General features: G+C 65.4%; 16 protein-coding genes. 2 read left to right on the top strand and 14 right to left on the bottom strand.

All coding sequences use genetic code 11. The annotated features are described in order from the left end of the window. Positions 1-79: 79 nt before the first annotated feature. The 13 genes from ABD742_RS20185 to ABD742_RS20125 all read right to left on the bottom strand — a co-directional run bounded on the left by ABD742_RS20185 (position 80) and on the right by ABD742_RS20125 (position 12,840). Entirely contained in the window at positions 80-1,414 is a 1,335-nt protein-coding gene (locus tag ABD742_RS20185; RefSeq protein WP_234752596.1) for an MFS transporter, read from the bottom strand. Positions 1,415-1,529: 115 nt separating this feature from the next. Next, a complete protein-coding gene (locus tag ABD742_RS20180; protein WP_234752594.1) occupies positions 1,530-2,003 on the bottom strand; it encodes a heme-degrading domain-containing protein in 474 nt (157 codons plus the stop codon). 8 nt (positions 2,004-2,011) lie between these two features. Further along, positions 2,012-2,320 carry a Dabb family protein gene (locus tag ABD742_RS20175; RefSeq protein WP_234752593.1) on the bottom strand — a complete coding sequence of 103 codons (309 nt, stop codon included), beginning with the start codon at positions 2,318-2,320 and terminating at the stop codon, positions 2,012-2,014. A gap of 45 nt (positions 2,321-2,365) precedes the next feature. After that, positions 2,366-3,232 carry a TolB family protein gene (locus ABD742_RS20170; RefSeq protein WP_234752818.1) on the bottom strand — a complete coding sequence of 289 codons (867 nt, stop codon included), beginning with the start codon at positions 3,230-3,232 and terminating at the stop codon, positions 2,366-2,368. Positions 3,233-3,387: 155 nt separating this feature from the next. Next, positions 3,388-4,386, bottom strand: a complete 999-nt coding sequence (locus ABD742_RS20165; protein WP_234752591.1) for a sugar phosphate isomerase/epimerase family protein — start codon at positions 4,384-4,386, stop codon at positions 3,388-3,390. Positions 4,387-4,451: 65 nt separating this feature from the next. Next, positions 4,452-5,660 carry a Gfo/Idh/MocA family protein gene (locus ABD742_RS20160; protein ID WP_268819357.1) on the bottom strand — a complete coding sequence of 403 codons (1,209 nt, stop codon included), beginning with the start codon at positions 5,658-5,660 and terminating at the stop codon, positions 4,452-4,454. 10 nt (positions 5,661-5,670) lie between these two features. Beyond that, complete coding sequence (locus ABD742_RS20155) at positions 5,671-6,807, bottom strand: Gfo/Idh/MocA family protein (protein WP_234752589.1); 1,137 nt, start codon at positions 6,805-6,807, stop codon at positions 5,671-5,673. Beyond that, positions 6,804-7,547 carry a sugar phosphate isomerase/epimerase family protein gene (locus ABD742_RS20150; RefSeq protein WP_234752587.1) on the bottom strand — a complete coding sequence of 248 codons (744 nt, stop codon included), beginning with the start codon at positions 7,545-7,547 and terminating at the stop codon, positions 6,804-6,806. Before ABD742_RS20150 ends, ABD742_RS20155 begins: the two co-directional genes overlap by 4 nt. A gap of 51 nt (positions 7,548-7,598) precedes the next feature. Next, positions 7,599-8,492, bottom strand: coding sequence for a carbohydrate ABC transporter permease (locus ABD742_RS20145; RefSeq protein ID WP_234752586.1), 894 nt, complete (start codon positions 8,490-8,492; stop codon positions 7,599-7,601). Continuing rightward, a complete protein-coding gene (locus ABD742_RS20140; protein WP_234752584.1) occupies positions 8,492-9,454 on the bottom strand; it encodes a carbohydrate ABC transporter permease in 963 nt (320 codons plus the stop codon). The genes ABD742_RS20145 and ABD742_RS20140 overlap by 1 nt, the downstream gene beginning before the upstream one ends. A 10-nt stretch (positions 9,455-9,464) precedes the next feature. Further along, positions 9,465-10,781: an ABC transporter substrate-binding protein gene (locus ABD742_RS20135; RefSeq protein ID WP_234752582.1), complete on the bottom strand. Its 1,317-nt coding sequence runs from the start codon at positions 10,779-10,781 to the stop codon at positions 9,465-9,467. 131 nt (positions 10,782-10,912) lie between these two features. After that, the gene (locus ABD742_RS20130; RefSeq protein ID WP_234752580.1) at positions 10,913-11,722 is read right to left on the bottom strand and encodes a hypothetical protein; all 810 of its coding nucleotides are present in this window, start codon (positions 11,720-11,722) and stop codon (positions 10,913-10,915) included. Continuing rightward, entirely contained in the window at positions 11,719-12,840 is a 1,122-nt protein-coding gene (locus ABD742_RS20125; RefSeq protein WP_234752579.1) for a Gfo/Idh/MocA family protein, read from the bottom strand. Before ABD742_RS20125 ends, ABD742_RS20130 begins: the two co-directional genes overlap by 4 nt. A gap of 176 nt (positions 12,841-13,016) precedes the next feature. Between ABD742_RS20125 and ABD742_RS20120 the strand changes: the two genes are divergently transcribed. Together ABD742_RS20120 and ABD742_RS20115 are read left to right on the top strand one after the other, a co-directional pair. Further along, on the top strand, positions 13,017-14,237 hold the full coding sequence (locus tag ABD742_RS20120; protein ID WP_234752578.1) for an ROK family transcriptional regulator: 1,221 nt from the start codon (positions 13,017-13,019) through the stop codon (positions 14,235-14,237). A gap of 83 nt (positions 14,238-14,320) precedes the next feature. After that, positions 14,321-15,517: an MFS transporter gene (locus ABD742_RS20115; protein ID WP_234752577.1), complete on the top strand. Its 1,197-nt coding sequence runs from the start codon at positions 14,321-14,323 to the stop codon at positions 15,515-15,517. Positions 15,518-15,755: 238 nt separating this feature from the next. On the opposite strand, the gene aceB is transcribed toward ABD742_RS20115, so the two are convergent. Beyond that, the gene (gene aceB, locus ABD742_RS20110) at positions 15,756-17,408 is read right to left on the bottom strand and encodes a malate synthase A (RefSeq protein ID WP_234752576.1); all 1,653 of its coding nucleotides are present in this window, start codon (positions 17,406-17,408) and stop codon (positions 15,756-15,758) included. Positions 17,409-17,703: the final 295 nt, after the last annotated feature.

Here is a 17,703-nt window from a genome sequence, read left to right as displayed (position 1 = left end):
TGATCTTAAGGGGCATTTCAGGAAAGATTACGACGGCGGTGGCCCGCCGAAGCGTTCCGGTTCCGGGGCGCCAGGCTGCTTAGGCGCGGGCTTCCGCAAGCAGGCGAAGATCCTCGTCCGGCTCGGGATCCCGGCCCAAGGCGAGGCCGACGATGGTGACGACGGCTGTGGCGAGCAAGTATGCGGCGATCAGGAGCCAGCTTCCGGTGGCGGCGTAGAGGGCCGTGAAGATCAACGGTGCCACCGCTCCACCCACGACGCCCGCCACCGTGTACGCGAGGGAACTGCCGGCATAACGGAGCCTGGCCGGGAATTGTTCGGTGATGAAGGCCGCCTGCGGGCCGTACATGAAGGCGTGCAACCCGAGGCCGATCACGACGCCGACGGTCAGCACCAGGACGGAGCGGGACTGGATCATGAGGAAGAACAGCGGGATGTACACGGCTGTGGCCGCGGCGGTGATGCCATAGACCAGCCGGCGGTTGAACCGGTCCGTGACGGCTCCTGCGGCCGGGATCAGGAACAGCTGGAAGGCCGAGCCCACCAGGACTGCACCCAGGACGTTGCCCGTGGTCATCCCCAGTTCCTTGGTGGCGTAGACCGCGACAAAGACGGTGAACAAGGCGTACAAGACGTCGGGGCAAATCCGGCACAGCGCGGCGGCGAGCAGGGGACGGAACTGGGTGGTGAGGACTTCCTTGATGGGAGCCTTGGGCCGTTCGCCGGTGGCCTCGATGGCCTTGAACACCGGGGTTTCCTCGAGCTTGAGCCGGATGACGAGCCCGAAGGCAACCAGGATGGCCGAGCTGAGGAAGGCCACGCGCCAACCCCAGGCGATGAAGGCATCGTTGCTCATGACGGCGGCGAGGACGGCCAGTGCGCCGTTTGCCATCAGGTTGCCTGCGGGCGGCCCGATCTGGGCTGCGGAAGACCAGAATCCGCGCTTGCTGGGATTTGCGTACTCGCTGGACAGCAACACGGCGCCGCCCCATTCGCCGCCTACGCCGATCCCCTGGGCCAGGCGAAGGAGGACCAGGATGGTCGTGGCCCCAATGCCGATGGTGTGGTAATCCGGCAAAGCGCCGATGAGGACCGTGGCCGCGCCGATGAGGATGAGAGTGATGACCAGGACGTTCTTGCGTCCGATCTTGTCCCCGAGCCGGCCAAAGACAACGCCGCCGATAGGCCGGGCGAGGTAACCCACCGCGAAGGCCGAGAAGGACAACAGGAGACCGGTGGTTTCGTCGTTCGTGGGGAAGAAGATCTTGGGGAAGACGAGCGCGGAGGCGACCGAGTAGATGGCGAAGTCGTAGTACTCCAGGGAGGTTCCTGTGACGCTGGCAATGAAGGCTTTGACGGCGCCTGCCGAGGGTTTGCTGCGCCGTGTTGAACTTGGCGAAGTGGTCGCGGACATGGTTCCTCCATGGAACGTTGGGCGGGCTTTGTGATCCCGATCTCAATCGGGGCCTACACCCAATGATGCATCAACAAGAGGAATTGTTCAACAATTTTTTGGCGAGAGTTCTTGCTTAGGTGGTGAGATGTTGCCGGATCCCTTCGACAATGAGGTCATGATCCTCCTGCGATGAAAGGCCTGATGCCGTGACGGCGGCGACCACTCCAACGCCACGGACCCGCACGGGAAACGAGCCCCCTGTCACGGCATAGTCGGCGCCGAGCCACCCCGTGGCTATTGGATCGATACCGGCGGAGGACAGCCGGGCTTCGACAAGTGCGCTGCTTGCTTCCATCCGCAAGACGAGTGCGGATTTCCGTGCGATCCACGATTCCTGGTCCGGTGTGATTCCCGGCAACGCAGCGCGGAAAAGAATGAGCCCGGGGCGCCGGATGTCGATGCCGATCGCGTGACCGGCCTCCTGGGCCATGCTGGTCAACCGTGAGCCGAGCCTCCAGGCGTCCCCATGGTCGAAGGAGGTGAAAATCAGCTCCTCTTCCTGGCGTTTAAGCGTTTCCAATGCTTCATGGGCGGCGATGTTAGCCATGGAGCCCCCTACCGTCCTTCCTGGCCGTAGGGTTCGAAATCGAACTCCTGGAAGTCGGACACTTCCTTCGCCCACCGGGTCTCCACGAATCCGACGTGGGCAGGATGGTCATTGTAGGAATTGAAGGCCTCCGCGCCGTCGAACTTCATTTCGAACTGAAAATTGAGCGGGCTCTTCTTTGAAACCTGGCGGGACACTCGGAAGTCCTGAACCACTGGTATTGCGGTCAACGTGGCGACTGCTGCGTCCAGGAATTCCCGCTCCCCGGAGGAACCGGGCTCGTGGAAGAGGGAGAAGGTAACCGTGTGAAGGATCATGGCATTCCAATCGAAGTGGGCAGCGTGGCTTCCGCAAAAGCCACTTTAGTTTTCCGGGTAGGCGGCAAAAGCGAAACGGGTGGAGTCGGGTGACCAACTGTTGACGTTGAGGGTTCCCTGGCCGCCGAAGCGGGGCCACATGTGGAGCGGAGTAGCCCAGTCGCTGGTGGAAACAAGTACGACGTCGACCCGCAAGTCCGCGGGGTGGCCGACGGTTCCGCTCGGAAAGCGGATGTAACTGGCGAGGCGTGCGTCTGGGGAGAGGTGCGGGAACCAATCGACGGTTTCGCTGTGGAGCAGCCGTTCAAAGCCCGTACCGTCAACCCGTGCCCGGGCAATCTGCGCATGCCCGGCCTGCGTGGTGAATGACTCGGTATTGAAGTAGAGCCATTTCCCGTCCGGAGAGTACTCGGGCCCGTCGCAGTGGCCAGGGCCGGTGTCCACGAGCGCCGATGGGCCGCCGGCCGCGGGCATCGTCATGACTTGGCCCGGGTTGCTGAAATCGCCGCCGTCGATGCCTACGTAGGCGAGTTCAAGTCCGTCCGGACTGACGCCGTGCAGGAAATGGAAGGACCCGTCATCGGGGGTGAGGCGGTCCGCCTCGCCGCCCCGAAGATCTGCGCGGTAGATGTGGCCGTCATTCGCCGAGAGGTAGATGGTGGAGCCGTCGGGCGCGAGGACGTGGTCGTTGTTGAGGTCCGGGACGCCGGTGATGGCTATCTTTTCGAGTCCTCCGGAAAGGTCCAGCCGCCAGAGGACACCGTCCCCGTTGAGGATGAGGGCCTGGCCATCGAGCGTCCAGTTCGGTGCCTCCAGCAGCAGCTCGTCCGTGGTGAAGGCCAATTCGGAGCTGCCGGTGGCGGAGGCGATCCAGACTTCGCAGCGCTGGCCTGGCCGAAGGGTTCGTATCACCATGCTTCCTCGACGAATCCGTCCTCATCAGGTGCTGTGGTGCCAGACATGCGGATGACCTTTCGTTGTGGGCGAATCGGGGCGCGAGTTGGCAGCAGATGCCCGCAAAATCGGATTTTGGGGTCATCTTTTGCCAACTCGCGCTAAACGGAGGGTTAGTCCTGGCTGAAGGCGGCGTCGAATCTGGTTTGTGAAGGTGGGTAGTCGTATTTTTTGAGGGCGGCGAGGGCTTCGGGGGCGCCGTGGAGGCGGTCCATGCCGGCGTCTTCCCATTCCACGGAGATCGGACCGTTGTAGCCGATCGCGGTGAGGGCCCGGAAGGAAGATTCCCAGGGCACGTCGCCGCGTCCGGCGGAGACGAAGTCCCAGCCCCGGCGCGGGTCGCCCCAGGGCAGGTGGGAGCCCATGACGGTGTTCCGGCCGGTGGGGCGCAGCTTGGTGTCCTTGCAGTCCACGTGGTAGATCCGGTCCTTGAAGTCCCAGATGAAGGAGACGGGGTCGATGCCTTGCCACATGAAGTGCGAGGGGTCCCAGTTCAGGCCGAACGCTTCCCGGTGCCCGATCGCTTCCAAAGTCCGCACGGTGGTCCAGTAGTCGTAGGCGATCTCGGAGGGGTGGACTTCGTGGGCGAAGCGGACCCCGCATTCGTCGAAGACGTCCAGGATGGGGTTCCAGCGGTCCGCGAAGTCCTGGTAGCCGGCCTCGATGACTTTTTCGGGGACGGGCGGGAACATGGCGACGTATTGCCAGATGGAGGAGCCGGTGAACCCGACGACGGTGTCCACGCCGAGCGCGCGGGCGAGGCGGGCGGTGTGTTTCATTTCCTCGGCTGCGCGGGCGCGGACGCCTTCGGGGTCCCCGTCGCCCCAGACCTTGGCCCCGACGATGGCTTGGTGGCGGAAGTCGATGGGGTCATCGCACACGGCCTGGCCCTTGAGGTGGTTGGAAATGGCCCAGACCTTGAGGTTGTATTTGTCCAGGATGGCGAGTTTGGATTCGACGTAGCCGGGTTCGTCCCAGCGCCAGGCGTCCAGGTGGTCACCGGACACGGCGATTTCCAGGCCGTCATAGCCCCAGCCGGAGGCCAGGCGGGCGACTTCCTCGAAGGGCAGGTCGGCCCACTGGCCGGTGAACAAGGTGTACGGGCGGGGCATTGGTTCTCCTTGGGAAAGATTTCGGGGGGAGGGGAAAACGGAAGGCCGGGGTGCTCAGTGGCCGGTTATGGTCGGTGGGCGGCGACCTGGATGATGGCGCTCTTGGCGTCGGCGGATTCTTCGATGGCGGCCAGGACCTGCTGGACGGCGAGCCCGTCCTCGAAGGAGGGTGTGGGCGGGGTTCCGGTCGCCACAGCGGTCAGGAAGTCGCGGATTTCGTGGGTGAAGGTGTGCTCCCAGCCGATCACGTGGCCTTGGGGCCACCAGGCGTCCATGTAGGGGTGGTCGGGCTCGTTGACCAGGATTCGTCGGAAGCCCTGCTCCCTGACGGGCACCGTGGCGTCCATGAAACCCAGTTCGTTGATGGATTCCAGGTCGAACAGGAGCGAGCCCTTGTCGCCGTAGATTTCCATCGTGAGCGAGTTCTTCCGGCCCGTGGCCATGCGGGAGACTTCCACCGAGGCGACCGCCCCGGAGGCAAGGGTCAGCGTGGCCCAGGCGGCGTCGTCGACCGTGACTTGTTCCGGACCGTCCGGCCCGGGACGGCTGTCCACGAAGGTGTGCAGCCGGCCGGAGACCTCGGTGACCGTGTCCCCGAGCAGGAAGAGGACCTGGTCGATCGCGTGGGAGGCGATGTCGCCCAGCGCACCGGATCCGGCGGTTTCCTTGTTCAGCCGCCAGGTCATCGGGGAGTCCGGGTCCACGAGCCAGTCCTGCAGGTAGGCGGCGCGGACGTGCCGGACCGTGCCCAGCCTGCCCTCGGCGATCAGCTCCTTCGCCAGGGCCAGGGCCGGTACCCGGCGGTAGTTGAAGCCGATCATGGACTGGATGCCGCGCGCCCGGGCGGCACGCGCGGCATCCGTCATCGCTTCGGCCTCGGCCAGGGTGTTCGCGAGGGGCTTCTCCACGAGCACGTGCTTGCCCGCTTCCAGCGCCGCGATGGCGATCTCGGCGTGCATCCAGCCCGGGGCGCAGATATCCACGATATGGACGTCGTCGCGCTCCAGGACGGAGCGCCAGTCCGTGGCGGACTCGCTCCACCCGTACCTGGCCGCGGCCCGGGCGACCTGTTCCGGGTCCCGGCCCACGAGCACTTTCTGCTCGAAGGCCGGAACGTCGAAGAAGCTGCCCACGTTCCGCCACGCGTTGGAATGGGCTTTGCCCATGAACGCGTAGCCGATCGCGGCAACACCCAGGGTTTTCTTGCCCGCGCTGCTCCCCTCCGGGGAGGCGCCGTGGTGCGGGGTGGTGGGGGTGGGGGCGGAGCTGGTCATGAGTGGGTTCCTAGAGGGTGGCGGCCATCGGGTCCCAGTCCTCGGGGAGGGCCTGGGAGGTCACGGCGGAGCTGTCGACGCCTACAAAGGTGCCGGTTTCGGCGGACTCGGAAATGGAAACCAGGGTATCGACCACGTGGTAGGCGAGGGCTCCCTGGGCGCGGTGCGGGACACCGGCGCGCAGGGACCGGGCCATGTCCAGCACCCCCATGCCGCGGCCGTTGGCCGGTCCCGTGGCGGGAATGGTTTCCGCTTCTTCGGCTCCCGCGCGCCAGAGCTTGAGGTCGCCGTCGAAGTAGTTCGGGTCCGGGAGCTCCAGGGTGCCCTCGGTGCCGGTGATCTCCACGAAACCCATCCGCAGGCGGGGGGACTCGAAGCTGAAGACGCTGTGCGAAGAGGCGCCGCCCTCGAACTGGAGCATCGCGGACACGTGGGTGGGGACCTCGACGGGGAATTCCTCCCCGGCCTTGGGCCCGGAACCGACCACGCGGACGTCCTTGGCTTTGGACCCGACGGCGGCGACCTTGCGGACCGAGCCGAAGGCCTGCACGAGCGCGGTGACGTAGTACGGGCCCATGTCGAAGAGCGGACCCGCGCCGTGGGCGAAGAGGAACGCCGGGTTCGGGTGCCAGGACTCCGGGCCGGGGGTCTGGAACATGGTCAGGGCGGTCAGCGGGGTGCCGATGTCACCGCGTTCGATGATCCGGCGGGCAGTCTGCAGCCCCGCGCCCAGGAAGGTGTCAGGTGCGCAGCCCAGGCGGATGCCCGCGGCGTCGGCCGTCTTGAGCAGGGCCAGCCCGGATTCGCGGTCCAGGGAGAACGGCTTCTCGGTCCAGACGTGCTTGCCGGCGTTCACGGCGGCCGTGGCCACCTCGACGTGCGCTGCCGGGATGGTCAGGTTCACGATGATCTCGACGTCGGGATGGTTCAGCGCCGCGTCCACCCCGCCCCACCCGGGGACGCCGTATTCCTTGGCCCGCGCTTCCGCGGCGTCCTCGAACAGGTCGGCGATGACGTGGACCTTCAGGTCCGGGAAAACCGTCAGGTTGTCCAGGTAGGCCTTGCTGATGTTGCCCGCGCCGATCACCGCGACGCCCACGGGTCCCCGTCGGGTGGAAGGGGTGGTCTGGTGTGTTGCGGCGCTCATGCGTTCACTTCCTGTGCTGCGTTGAGGAAGGCGAGGCTTTCGGCGATGCCTTCGAAGATGTCGCCGGCGTAGTCGTCGAACTCAACGACGCCGACTTCGAGGGACTTTGCGGCAGCAACGACGTCGAGCACCGGGATGGTGCCCTGGCCCGCCGGAAGCTGGGCCTTGGTGTCCGTGGTGCCGGGGCCGTCCTTGATGTGGATGAACTTCACGCGGTCACCGAGGCGGGCGAGCAGTTCAACGGGGTTCTGGCCGCCGACCGAGGCCCAGTAGGTGTCGACTTCCAGGACCAGTTCCGGATCCAGCAGTCCCTCAAAGTACTCCAGGGCGGTCTGGCCCTCGATGGTGGACTCAAGCTCCCAGGCATGGTTGTGGTAGCCGACGCGGATGCCGTATTCGGCGCCTTTCTTCGCTGCGGCGTTGAGCTTGGCCGCGGTGGCCTGGATGTCCTCGGCCTTCTGCCAGTGCTCGGCAGGCAGGTAGGGATCAATGACCGTGCTGATGCCGAGTTCCTTGGCGGCGGCGAAGATCTCGTCCTGGTCCTGGCTCAGCAGCGGCGCATGGCCGGACGGGGCACTCAGCCCGTTCTCCTTCAAGGCAGTGCCCAGTTCTTTGGCCGTGGCCACGAAATTGTAGGGTTCAACCTGCGTGTAACCGATCTCGGCAACCTTCTTGATGGTGCCCGGCAGGTCTTCCTGCATGGCGTTGCGCAGGGTATACAGCTGGATGGAGTAAGACATGGTTTTCCTTTGCGTTGTCAGTTGCGTGCGATGCGAGGCATATAGCGGCCGTTAGCGGCCGGCGAGGGATCCGCCGATGCCGCCGACGCTGAAGTATTTGTTCAGGGTGGCGAAGACGATGATCGGTGGGAGCATCATGATGACCGCGAGGGCCATGACGCCGGACCAGTCGGTCTGGTTTTGCTGGAAGAACGACTGGACGCCCATGGGGAGGGTGAAGATTTCGTTGGAGCGCAGGAACACGATGGCGACAAGGTAGTCGTTCCAGGCCAGGAGGAAGGCGAAGATGGCCGTGGACAGGATGCCGGGCAGGGAATTGCGCAGCACTACCTTCGTGAACGATCCGAACACTGAGCAGCCGTCGATCCACGAGGCCTCCTCGAGGCTGACCGGGATGGAATCGAAGTATGCCGCCATCATCCACGTGGCCACAGTCATTGTCGAGCCGACGTAGATAATGATCAGTCCCATGAGGTTGTCCACGAGTCCCAGGCCTGCGAACAGGATGAACAGCGGCACCACGGACGTGATGATCGGCAGGGACTGCATGACGAACAGCAGCAGGGAGTAGCCGGAGACGGCCCTGGATCGGCCGCGGGAGAGGACATAGCCGGCGGGTGCGGCCACGGCGACGGCGACGATCACGGTGCTGACGGTGGTGATGAGGCTGTTCTTGAGCCAGGTGGCGGCCAGGGTCTCGGAGAAGACGTTGCTGAGGTTCTCCAGGGTGAGGCCGGTCGCGGTGCTGTTGGGGCCCGGGGTGAGGGCCAGGACCACGGTGACCATGATGGGGACCAGGACGATGGCGGTGATGGCCAGGATCAGGACGAACCGCCACCAGCGTCCGCGCATGCCTGCTTCGGAGAGGACGCGGCGGGATTTTTCGGGTCCCGCGACACCGAGCGCGGGTCCGGATTCGGGGTGGGCGTGGAGTACTGCGCTCATTATTCGACGCTCGACTTTCGGATCTGGCGGTACAGGAAGACCGACACGACGACGAGGGTGAGGGTCATGAGGAAGGCGATGGCAACGCCGGGACCGGTCTGGAAGTCCTGGAAGACCGTGCGGTAGGCCAGGACCACGAGGGAGGTAGTGGCGTCAACAGGGCCGCCGCCGGTGAGGAGGTAGATGGTGGGGAAGTCGTTGACGCAGAAGATCGTCATCAGAATCCAGCTGATGTAGGTGGAGCGGGCGATCAGCGGCAGGGTGATCTGGGTGAACTGCTGCCATTTGCTGGCACCGTCCATGCTGGCGGCTTCATAGACGGTGGTGTCTACCGAGGCCAGTGCTGCCGAAATCATCATCATCATGAAGGGGAAGCTGACCCAGACCTTGAACACCATGACCATGACCGCGGCCAGGTGGGGGTCCGCCAGGAACAGGGGCGTGCCCAGTCCGAGGTTCCGGAAGATGGAGGGGATGAGGCTGTCCGGGGTGGCGACGAGCCAGTTCCAGGCGGTCGAGGAGACCACGATCGGAACCACCCAGGGCAGGAGGAGGAGGACCTTGAAGGTCCCGCCCGCCGGGATTTTGGTGCGCAGCAGCAGGGCCAGGCCCAGGCCAACCAGCCAGGAGCCGAAGACGCCGACGATGGTGAACCACAGGGTGAACTGGGCGGCCTTCCAGAAGGCCGGGGATGTCAGGACATGGCCGAAGTTGTCGACGCCGACGAAGTTGCCCGTGTCGATCAGGGAGCCGTCGTGGGTGGCCTGGACGCCGGCGTAGACCAGTGGGTAGCCGTGGATCAGGACGAGCAGGATGACCGAGGGCAGCAGGAGCCAGAAGAACGTCCGCTTGGTCTGCCCCGAAAGTTTGCTCTTGCGGTTCAGGGACCCGCCGCCGGACCCGCCGGGAGCAAGCCCCCGACGGGCCCGGGCGAGGCCGGACTGTGTTGTGGTGGATGTCATGGCGACGGCTTTACTTCTTGATGACGGATTCGAGGCCGGTCTTGAAGGCCGTGAGCGCCGTCTTGGCGTCGGTCTTGCCGGTGAGGATGGTCTGGGTGAACTGGTTGAGTGCCTGGCCGCCGTCGAGGACAGCCAGGTTGGCGTTGAGCGAGGTGCCTTGCGCGGCGAAGGTCTTCGCGATGGGCTGCCATTCCTTGACGATCTTGACGTTGTTGGCGTCGCTCGTGAATTCGGGCATTTCCGTGATGGATTTGAATACCGGCAGGGCGTTCATGAGCTTCTGGCGCCACAGCTCCTTGAGCTGTCCCATGTAGTAGGTCAGGAAGGCCTCGGAGGATTCCTGGGACGGGGTGTTCTTGTACATCATGATGTTGTTCGGGAACACCAATCCGTGCTTGTCGCCGTGCGGGCCTGCAATCGGACTGGCCACCATGATGTCGCCGGAGGTGTCGCCGACGCGAGCCGGCACGCCCAGGACGTACGGGCCGAAGGCGGCTTTCTTGTCCTTCCACTGCGCGTTGAGGTTGTCCGTGGTGTAGCTGACTGCTGCGGGGTCGATGATGCCGTTGGAGACCAGTTCCAGGAGGTACTCCGTGGCTTCGACGTTCCGGTCGTTCATGACGTCCAGCTGGCCGTCCTTGGTGAAGACGCCACCCCCGTTGTTGACCATCATCATGATCATCGAGTGGTTGCCGATGTTGTTGCCGGCGCCGGACCCGGTGGCGAAGCCGAAGGCGCCGATCTTCTTCAGCGCCTTGCCTGCGTCAAGCAGCGAGGCCCAGTCGGTGGGCAGTGCGACGCCGGCCTGGTCGAAGAGGGACTTGCGGTACCAGAAGACGCGCATGTCCAGCTGCCACGGAACGGCGACGTAGCCCTTGTCCGACTTGAACGGGTCCAGTACGCCGGGCAGGAAGTCGTCGAACTGGCCGTTCTTCTTCAGCGAGTCGATGACCTTGTCCGCGTAGGCGATCTGGCCCTGCTGGTCGAACTGGAACGCCTGGAAACCGCCACCAGTGGACACCGCAGGACCGGTCTTGGACGCAATGGCCGAGGAGAAGGTCTGGTAAAAGTTGTTCCACTGAATGATCTGGTAACCGGCCTTGCCGTTGCTGCCAGTCGGGGCGTAGGACTCGGTGATCTTCTTCGCGGCATCGTTATAGGCCGGGGTGGCCCACGGCATGTCCCAGAACTTGATGGCGCCGCCGGCGGAGCTCGAGCTGGAGCCGCCCCCGCAAGCCGCAAGCAGAGGGACAGCCGCTGCTGCCGCCGTGAGGCCGAGGAAACCCCTGCGGGAGAAATTGCGGCTGGCTTCGGACTGAACATTCATGATGATTCCTTTCGGGACCGCTGCGTGGTCTGCGCGTTCGGTGCGGTCCGGCTCGTCGTCGAGAAGGCTAATGATTGCTTGGTGCTCTGTTTTGCTCGATGGTGCTGGTTGCGTAGTTGAAGAGCTCGGGTTCAGGTCAGGTGCGCGATGGATTCCGTCAGCCGCGCAAAGCCGGCGAGGTCGGAGGGGAGAGTGCCGGCGTCGAGGTGTTCCTTGAGCCGGCGCCAGGTGGTGCGGTGCGCGGATTCGTAAAGCGTGGGCAGGAGGATTTCTCCTTGGGGTCCGGTGGCCCGGACCTCCGTCGGCCAGGCGGCAAGCGGCTCAGGAACCGTGATGCTGACACCGCCGTCGTCGGTGTAGAGGCGGAAGTCGACGCCGGCGGGCCGGGAGTTGCTCAGCACGCCTTGTAGTGAAACCGGAGCGCCGTTGGCGAGCCGCCCGGAAGCCGTGTAGCCGTGCGTGCCTCGGCGCAGGAGGCGAAGCGCGTCCAGTTGTCCGGTGACGCGCACGACGGCGGCGAGATGCTCGGTGAGCAGCCGTTCCGGATCCGTGCCTGCCGCGGCCGTCGCGACCGTGTCCAGCATGGCGGCGCGGCCGGCTACCGAGCGGACGGCGTCTTCGGCTCCGGCGAGACCGGGGTTCGACGCCCAGCGCTGGTCCAGGACAACCGCGACGCCGGAGGCTGAAGCGGCGTTGAGCAGGGCGGCGGTGCTTTCCGGAACAGGATTGACGACGACGATGCCCGACGCTCCGCCGTCGATCGCTTTGATTGCCTCGGTGGTCCAGCCCGGGGCGCCGTCGACGGCGGAAATCCGTGCGGCGTCTGCCGGCGTCGCGTCATTTCCGGGGCCGAAGCTCGCCGGAAGCGAAGCGACCGCGAGTGCCACGGCGCCGCTCTCTTCGGCCTGCGGGGTGGCGGTGACCGTGTACTGGGGGCTCATGAGCGGGCTCCTGCATGGCTGTTTGCGTGCTGGGTATGCTCGGCTGCCGCCTCATCTACTGTGGCGTCGGCAATGGCTATCGCGAACGTGAGGTCATTGATGAGGCTTTCGGCGGACGGCGGTTGCTTCGTTCCGAGGGCCAGTTGGGCGAGTTCGCGCCATTCGCCTTCATAGCCGTTGTGCTCGAACGGTCCGTACGTTGTGCTCGTGGTGCCGCGGGTGATGGTTGCGACGGCGGAACCCGCCTGCACGTAGGAAGGGGTGAAGTCCACGCGAAGGGCCGCGTCGTCAGAGATCGCTTCGAAGGCCCATTCGGGCTTCCACGTCTTGTTCATGGCTGCCCTGAGCTCGATAATCCGGTCACCTGCACCCTGTTTTCCGGAACGAAGGGAAATCACGTAACCGAAGGGGCGCACGTGGCGTGCCTGCAGCACTTCCAGGTCTTCGAAATCCGGGGTAAAGCGGCGCACGAGCGGAAGGTCGTGGATGGCGAGTCCCATGATTCCGCCGCGGAGGGCGTTCTTGATGACCTCGACGTCGCTGTAGTCAGGGGTGCCGCCTGCGGGCCGGGTGATGATTTCGGTGGCGAAGTCTTCGAAGCGGGCATTGGGCGGAAGGACGATGGAAGAGCGGATGGTGTGGACGTTCTCGGGGAGATCGCCCCAGTTGGCTTCGGCTGCGAGCCAGCCGGGATCGAAGGTGTGCATGGCGCCTACGATGATCGGCACGCCGGTTTCCTCGCTGACCGCGGAAATCCGGGCCGCCTCTTCGCCGCTCATGGCGAAGGGCTTTTCGCAGAGGACGGCTTTCTTTCCTGCACGGCATGCGGCGATGACCTGGTCCGCGTGGAATTGGTGGGGGCTGCAGATGGCCACGATGTCGACGTCGGGATCACCCAGGAGCGCGTCCATGCTGGTGCTGTAGTTGGCTCCAACGCGGGCTGCGACCGATTCGGCAACCGCTGCGTCGACGTCCATGATGTGGCGGACTTCCAGGATGTTCCGGAGCCGGGCGAGGGAAGGAAGGTGGATTGCTTGGGTGACCGGGCCGGCGCCAAGGATGCCGACGCCGAGGGGCCGTGGTGATCCTAAAGGTGCTGCCTGTGACTGGCTGGACAAGATCAGTTACCTCTTCGTAAACGGAGTCTCTGAGTGTCAGCGTGGCTTTGCGGGCTACGTGACCCTTCTCACAAACAACCTACGACGACTTTTGACGATGAGCAAGCAAAAGTTGAAAATCAGTCGACAATCTTTTGCTGCGTGACACGCATAAGCAATCGTGCTATCACTGATGCATGACCTCAGCACCCGGAAAAGAGCCCGGCAAGGACGGCTCCGTACAGGACGCCGGAAGCCTTTCGCGTGCGGGAGATCTGTTTCAGCTGCTTCGCGACGGCCAGGCACGAACCCGGGCCGAACTCGCCCTCACCACCGGGCTGGCCCGCTCCACGGTCGCGTCGCGCATCGACGCCCTCATGAACTCCGGACTAGTGGGCCCTGCCGGTGAGGCAAGCTCCAGTGGCGGCAGGCCGCCGTCGCGCTTTGCCTTCAACCCTGCGGCCCGCGTTGTCTTGGCGGTCGACGTCGGAGCGACGCACGTGATCGTCGCGGTCACCGATCTCGGTGGAACAGTCCTGGCCGAGCGCCGCCTCGCGCAGGAAGTCGCTGACGGTCCCGATGTGGTGCTCGGCAGGGTGGTGGCGGCAGGGCGGGAACTCCTCGCCGAAGCCGGCCGCAACCTTGAGGACCTTGCCGGGATCGGCATCGGACTGCCCGGCCCCGTGGAACACGACACCGGCAGGCCCGTCAAGCCGCCGATCATGCCCGGCTGGGACGGATTCGACGTGGTCCGTTACATGCAGCGCTCGCTGCCGGTTCCGGTCCTGGTGGACAACGACGTCAACATCATGGCCCTGGGCGAACGCACAGCGTATTGGCCGGACCACGACAATCTGCTCTTCATCAAAATCGCCACGGGCATAGGCGCCGGCATCATCAGCAGCGGTGAGCTGCAGCGCGGCGCCAACGGCACGGCCGGGGACCTCGGCCATGTCCGGGTTCCCCGCGGCGACGACGTCCTGTGCCGTTGCGGGAACTATGGCTGCCTTGAAGCACTCGCCTCCGGACCCGCCATCGCGCGCCAGCTGCAAGCCCAAGGCCTGGCGGCTACCAACGGCGGCGACGTGCTGCGACTCGTAGCCGAGGGAAACCTCCAGGCCATCCAGGCGCTTAGGCAGGCCGGACGCGACGTCGGCGACGTCCTGGCAACGGTAGTGAATCTGCTTAACCCTTCGATGATCGTCATCGGCGGCAGCGTGGGGGAGGCCGGCGAGCACCTCGTGGCCGGAATCCGCGAAGTTGTCTACCGGCGCTCCCTTCCGTTGGCCACCTCGCACCTGCGCATCGGCATCTCGATGGCGGGCGACCAGGCCGCGATCCTCGGCGCGAGCCAGATGGTCACCCAGCACGTTTTGTCTCCGGCCGTGATTGAAGCCACGCTCCAAGCAACGGGCTGACGGGGGACTTTTGGCGTTCCGGCGCGGCATGCCGTGATAGCAATGAAGGTGATGCCTACTTTCCCCGCCCTTCAGTGCGCCACATGACCGGCCAATTCCTCGCCAAGGTCCCACGCGGCTGGCTGATCCTCGCGTGCATCGGCCTCATCGCCCTCAACATGCGGGGACCCTTCGTCGCGGTGGCGCCAGTGGTGGATTCCCTGAAACGGGATCTTGGATTCTCGCCCGTGGAACTCGGGCTGCTGACGGGCATTCCCGTGCTCTGCTTCTCCCTCGCCGCGCCGCTGGCCTCAATGGCTGGACGCAGGTTCGGCGCCGAATTCGCGGTGATGCTCACGCTTGTGGGTGTGCTGGCCGGCGTCGTGATCCGCTCCAGCGGCGGCGGTGTTCCGGTCATGGTGGGCACCGTCCTCATCGGCCTCGCCATCACTATCGGCAACATCGCAGTGCCGCTCATCATCCGCCGGGACTTCGCGCCGCGACGCCAGGCAACCGCGATGGGTGTGTACACGGCGGCGCTGAATATCGGGTCCTTCCTGACTTCGGTGGCCACTGCCCCGCTCGCCGAACTCGTGGGCTGGCGGCTTGCCCTCGCGGCAAGTGCCCTTCTGGCCCTGGCGGCCATCCTGTTCTGGATTCCTACCGTCGGCGCCCGCAGCGCGTTCGTTCCGGCAGCGGTTCCGGCCGTCGAGGGGTCGCGGGGCGGCAAGGCTTCCGGTGTTGGCTGGCTGACCGTTGGCCTGACCCTCGGCTTCGCCGGCCAGGCGTTTTCGTACTACGGCGTGACGGCGTGGCTCCCAAGCTTCCTGGCCGATGAGCTTGGCATGGGCACAGCGCAAGCCGGCGCGGGATCGTCGCTCTTCCAGATTTTCGCGATTGTGGGTGGCCTCGGGGTGCCGCTTCTCGCCCGTTTCGCCAGTACGACGGCGGTTGCGGCCACCTTGGGTGCCTTGTGGCTCACTGTGCCCCTGGGTCTGTTGCTGGCCCCGGGCTGGTGGTGGCTGTGGTCGTCCCTCGGTGGAGTGGCGCAGGGTGGCGGCATCACGGTCATCTTCATCGCCATCATCAAGTTCGCCCGCGACCAAGCCTCTGCGGGCAAGATGTCCGCCGTCGTGCAAGGGGTGGGTTACTGCTTCGCGGCCCTGGCTCCCACCATCATTGGCTACGTGCACAGCATCTCCGGCGGCTGGACCGTGCCGCTTCTGGTGATCCTTGGCTCGGTCGCCGCGTTCTGCGTCTGCACCACCCTCTCGGTGCGCTGGGTGGCGCGGCAACGCTAGGTGCGCGCCGCCGTCGTCGTACACCCAACTGACTCGCAGTTGTTGTCGTTACGAGGCTTCAAAACGACAACAACTGCGAGTCAGTTGGGTGGGGAGGGGATCCGTCGCTGGGCTGCCTCCCCGGCCATCGGGGTCACTTGTTGCGAAGAGTGCAGGCAGCCCAGCGACGAGCCGGTGGGTGGGCCCACGCCGGCGAGGGACCCGAGCCGAGCGGAGCGAGGTTCGGGAGCCGGTGGGACTAAGCGGCTACGAGTTCTTCCTTGGTGGCTTCCTCGCGGGCTTCGGTGAGGTAGCGGGCGTAGGCCGGGATGGTCAGGAAGGTGGGGAACTCCTCGGCGAGGGTGACTTCCTCGAAGATGCTGCGGGCATCGTTGAAGCGGTCGTCGTCGAAGCGTTCCAGGCGTGCGAACTCTTCGTCCAGCAGCTCGGTGACCCATTCGCGGCTGATGAGCTCGCCGGTGTCGGTGATGGCGTGGGAGTAGATCCACTGCCACAGCTGTGAACGGGAGATCTCCGCCGTTGCCGCGTCCTCCATCAGGTTGTGGATGGCGACGGCGCCGTTGCCGCGCAGCCAGGACTCGATGTAGCGGATGCCGACCTCGATGTTGTTCCGGATGCCGGTCTCGGTGATGGTGCCCTCGGTGGAGGCGATGTCGATCAGGGCACGGTCGTCCGGGGTGACATCCTCGCGCGAGCGGTCCAGTTGGTTCGGACGGTCGCCGAGTACGCCGTCGAACACTTCGCGGCACACCGGAACCAGGTCCGGGTGCGCGACCCAGGAACCGTCGAAGCCGTCGCCGGCCTCGCGGGTCTTGTCCGCGCGGACCTTCTCGAACGCTGCCGTGTTGGCGGCCTCGTCCTTGCGGTTGGGAACGGCAGCGGCCATGCCGCCGATCGCCATGGCGCCGCGGCGGTGGCAGGCCCGGACCAGCTGCTCGGTGTAGGAGCGCATGAACGGCTGGGTCATGGAGACCTGGGCGCGGTCCGGCAACACGAAGCGGGGGCCGCGGGTGCGGAAGTTCTTGATCACGGAGAAGATGTAGTCCCAGCGGCCGGCGTTCAGGCCCGAGGCGTGATCGCGCAGCTCGTACAGGATCTCCTCCATCTCGAACGCCGCGGTGATGGTCTCGATCAGCACCGTGGCGCGGATGGTGCCCTGCGGGATGCCGAGCAGGTCCTGGGCCAGGATGAAGATGTCGTTCCAGAGGCGGGCCTCCAGGCGGCTCTCGATCTTGGGCAGGTAGAAGTACGGGCCCTTGCCCTGTGCGAGCAGGCGGCGTGCGTTGTGGAAGAAGAACAAGCCGAAGTCAACCACGCCGCCGGCAACGGGCTTCCCGTCGATGAGCATGTGCTTCTCCGGCAGGTGCCAGCCGCGGGGCCGGACCACGATGGTCGGCAGATCCTCGGCGGCACGGAGCTTGTACTCCTTGCCCTCCGGGGAGGTGAAGTCGATCCGGCGTTCCAGGGCATCGGTGAGGTTCAGCTGGCCCTGGATGACGTTGCGCCACGTGGGGGTGGAAGAGTCTTCCATGTCGGCCAGCCACACCTTGGCGCCGGAGTTGAGCGCGTTGATCGTCATCTTCCGGTCAACCGGTCCGGTGATTTCCACGCGGCGATCTTCCAAGCCGGGTGCCGGGGGAGCGACGCGCCAGTTCGGATCGTTGCGGATTTCTGCTGTCTCCGGAAGGAACCGCGGATCCTGTCCGCTGGCGATCTGGCCGCGGCGGGTGTGCCGCGCCTGCATCAGCTCCTGGCGGCGCTCCGCCGTGGCGCGGTGCAGGGTTGCCACGAACTCGAGGGCATCCGGGGTAAGAACCTCGTTCTGCCGGTGGATGGGCTGGGCGGTCAGCGTGATGCCGTTGATCGTGTAACTGTCAGTGAAGCTGTTCATCTCAATCTCTCCTCAGAGAAGCAAATGTTCGACGGCGGGTGCTGGGTTCGGTGCGTGGCTTTGGTTTGGTGCCTGCGGTGGTTGCGTCCGGCCCTTCGGACCGGCACCGCTCTGCCTGCTATTCCCCACGTCCCGGTTTCGACCTCGCTGAGCGAGGACGGACCGGGACGCAGGGCCCCTTTTACGCAGGCTGCCGCGATACCGGCTCCTCCGGCCTGGTGTGCCAGTCGCCGAGCGCAGAACGGCCGGGAAAGGTGATCCGGAAGCGTGCGTAAAAGGGGCCCTGTCTCCGTCC

It is taken from the genome of Arthrobacter ramosus (genome assembly GCF_039535095.1).
In the GTDB taxonomy this organism is placed as follows: domain Bacteria; phylum Actinomycetota; class Actinomycetes; order Actinomycetales; family Micrococcaceae; genus Arthrobacter; species Arthrobacter ramosus.
Note: the sequence above shows the minus strand (reverse complement) of the source record. Positions and strands in the feature narration are given on the sequence as shown.